2 protein-coding genes are annotated in these 3684 nt (G+C 58.4%); one reads left to right on the top strand and one right to left on the bottom strand.

Going from position 1 to position 3684, the window contains the following annotated elements; all coding sequences use genetic code 11:
- Nucleotides 1–1523, bottom strand: a 1523-nt coding sequence (locus DBR30_RS22460; protein WP_375135858.1) for a homocysteine S-methyltransferase family protein, incomplete at its 3' end; no start/stop codon positions are given.
- A 216-nt stretch (nucleotides 1524–1739) separates the two neighbouring features.
- On the opposite strand from DBR30_RS22460, the gene DBR30_RS17245 reads away from it, so the two are divergent.
- On the top strand, nucleotides 1740–3017 hold the full coding sequence (locus DBR30_RS17245; protein WP_021231596.1) for a cation:proton antiporter: 1278 nt from the start codon (nucleotides 1740–1742) through the stop codon (nucleotides 3015–3017).
- The last annotated feature ends 667 nt before the right edge of the window (nucleotides 3018–3684 follow it).

Genomic DNA, 3684 nt, shown 5'->3' on the forward strand with positions numbered 1-3684 from the left:
ATTTCGAACTTGCGGGCGCGGGTATCGGCCTGCCCCGCTTCATCGAACGCCATCACGATGACGGCGGCGCCGTAGCGACGCAGCAATCTGGCCTGCTGGATGAACTTCTCCTCCCCCTCCTTCATGGAGATGGAGTTGACCACCGGCTTGCCCTGCACGCATTTGAGGCCCGCTTCCAGCACCTCCCACTTGGAGGAGTCGATCATCACCGGCACCCGGGCGATATCGGGCTCACCAGCGATAAGGTTCAGGAAGCGCACCATGGCCGCTTCGGCGTCCAGCATCCCCTCGTCCATGTTGATGTCGATGATCTGGGCGCCGTTCTCTACCTGCTGCTTGGCAACATCGAGCGCCTCGTCGTAGAGCCCTTCCTTGATCAGCCGCTTGAACTTGGCCGAACCGGTGACGTTGGTGCGCTCACCCACGTTCACGAACATGGACTCAGGGGTGATGATAAGGGGCTCAAGACCCGACAGGCGGCAAGCTACAGGCAGCTCGGGCAGCACACGCGGCTTGATGCCCGCCACGGCGTCCGCCATGGCGCGAATATGGGTCGGGGTGGTGCCGCAGCAACCGCCGATCAGGTTGAGGAAGCCGCTTTGGGCCCACTCGCGGATATGCTCCGCCATCTCGACGGCATCGAGGTCGTACTCACCGAACGCATTGGGCAGACCGGCGTTGGGGTGGGCGCTGACGCAGGATTCGCTGATGCGAGACAACTCCTCCACATACTGGCGCAGCTCATCGGGCCCCAACGCACAGTTGAGGCCGAACGATACCGGTTTGACGTGGCGCAGCGAGTGGTAGAAGGCTTCGGTGGTCTGGCCGGAGAGGGTTCGGCCGGAGGCATCGGTAATGGTGCCGGAGATCATCACCGGCAGGCTGTAGCCCAGCGCCTCGAACACCCCTTCCACCGCGAAGGCGGCCGCCTTGGCGTTGAGGGTATCGAAGATGGTTTCAATCAGGATGATGTCGGCGCCACCCTCGATCAGGGCGTGGGTCGATTCGGTATAGGCGGCAACCAGCTGGTCATAGGTGACGTTGCGCTTGCCGGGATCATTCACATCCGGCGAGATGGAGGCGGTGCGGTTGGTGGGGCCCAACACCCCTGCCACAAAGCGCGGCTTGGCGGGATCTTTTGCCGTCCACTCGTCGGCCACGGCGCGGGCCAGACGGGCGGCTTCACGGTTGATCTCGGCCGAGAACTCTTCCATCTCGTAATCGGCCATGGCGATGCGAGTGGCGTTGAAGGTGTTGGTCTCGAGAATGTCGGCCCCGGCAGCGCAATACTGCTCGTGGATCTCGCGGATCACCGCCGGACGGGTCAGCACCAACAGATCGTTGTTGCCCTTGATGTCGGTATGCCAGTCGGCAAACCGCTCACCCCGATAATCCGCCTCCCCCAGCTTGTAGCCCTGGATCATGGTGCCCATGGCCCCGTCGATGATCAGGATCCGCTCCCTGAGGCAGGCTCCCAGCTTCTTTGTTACGTCCGACTGCTTGCTCGGCTCTCTGCTCGACATTACGTTCGACACCGCGTGTTCCTCTTACATCCATGCAACTGCGTAAACAGCATCCTAACAGCAAACAAATAAAATGGAAATCTAGCCGTCTATCAGTCCAAATGCGCCACCATATACTCATTTATGGGTAATGAGTAACATAGGGCCCGAGAGTAACCTATGCCCGTCCTGCATAGGGATACGTGCTTGCTGTCTACCAACGAGAAAAAAATAACTATGAGCGTCTACTACACACTCTGTTTTCTGGCAGCGTTGGCGATTTTTATCGCCTTTGCAAACCAGTATGTTGTGAAGATCCAGACCACCATCGCCATTACTGCGGGCTCCATGCTGATCTCCGCACTGCTGGTGCTGTTTGGCAAACTGGGCTGGTTCAATCTGGAACCTCTTGCCGTCAAGACCATGGAGAGCATCGACTTCCAGAACTTCCTGCTGAAGGGGATTCTGGGCTTCCTGCTGTTCGCCGGTGGCCTTGGCATCAACCTCAAGGCGCTGCGTAGCCAGAAGTGGGAGATCACCATTCTGGCCATCATTGCCACCCTGCTCTCCACCTTCCTCATCGGCTACGGCTTCTGGTTTATCGCCAAGCTGCTGGGCTGGGAGTTGCCGCTGGTCTACTGCATGCTGTTCGGCGCGCTGATCTCCCCCACTGACCCGATTGCCGTACTGGCCATCGTCAAGAAGATGAAAGCGCCACCCCAGATCGCCATCCAGATCGAAGGGGAATCCCTGTTCAACGACGGTGTTGGCCTCGTCATCTTCGCTACCGTGTTTGCCGTCGCCTTTGGCGGTGTCGAGCCCACCTTCGGTAGCGTGGCCGGTCTGTTCCTGCACGAAGCCCTCGGTGGCATCCTGTTCGGTGCCGTGCTGGGCCTCATCGCCCACGTGATGATCAGCGCCACCGATGACGGTTCATTGGAGCTGCTGCTGACCCTCTGTATCCCGACCGCCGGCTTCGCCTTTGCCAACATGATCGGCGTCTCCGGTGCGCTGGCGATGGTGGTCACCGGCATAATGATCGGCAACTGGACCCGTCACTCCGGCTTCTCCGAGCAGAGCAGCCATCACCTGGATCACTTCTGGGAGTTGATGGACCAGTTCCTCAATGCCCTGCTGTTCCTGCTGATCGGTCTGGCGCTGGTACTGCTGGATCTCGCCTGGCGTGACTGGATCCTGCTGGTCATTGCGGTGCCGCTCTGCCTGGGCGCCCGCTTTATCAGCGTGTCGCTGCCCTATGTGGCTTTCCGCCGATTCCGCAATTACAACACCTTCTCGGTGCGGATCCTCACCTGGGGTGGCCTGCGCGGTGGTCTGGCGATGGCGATGGCACTGGCACTCCCCTCCGGCGTCATGATGATCCCGGAACATGGCGTCGACCTGCGTCAGGTCATCCTGGTGATGACCTACTCGGTGGTGATGTTCTCCATCGTGGTGCAAGGCATGACCATCACCCCGATGATCACGGCCGCCAAGAAGGCCTGTGGCGACTACTGAGTCGGCCCGCTGTGCTGATTGCTGAATGAGAGAGGGCTCCCGTCGGGAGCCCTCTTTTTATGACTGATTGCTGCGGATATTTGCTGCTGATAGCGCCTTGATTACACAGCGGAAAAGCGTACTGACTTCAACATCGGCAAATTATTGTTTGCTTTTTATTCATTTCGAGGAGAGAATGCGCGCTGGCTAGTTAATCAGCCCTGTTTATGTTTGCCCTGCAATGCTTCACCTCACGATGAATCCTGCCAGTACCCGCATAACCTTCTTCTGATTTACTCGCCTTGAGAACCGTCAGGCTGTCTGCCTGCGTTGCCCGGCTCTCACGGTGCAGACCCGATCTGCCCACCCAATTCAATTTGATTTATGCATCAGCATATTCCTTGAAAGTGCAGACGCCCCTTAACCGGGCTGGGTATTCCTGCGCGCTTGTCGTTCACCCAATCGACCGCGCCCATTGACCTGACATTTGCCAATACAAGGAGCAAACACTTAATTTATATAGAGAAATACCATGATGAAAGCAGTACAAACACACAAGCCCCTGCGTCGCAGCAAACCCATCAACCTGCCTGTGCAAGAGCACGACAATGATGCGTTTCTGATCCAGTTCAGCACCCGCTTCAGCGGCGGTTTCGCCATCTCCTGTGATGGTATCGCTGGCGAGTTC

Origin of the sequence: Aeromonas sp. HMWF017 (genome assembly GCF_003061465.1) — a bacterium.
Lineage (GTDB): Bacteria > Pseudomonadota > Gammaproteobacteria > Enterobacterales > Aeromonadaceae > Aeromonas > Aeromonas veronii.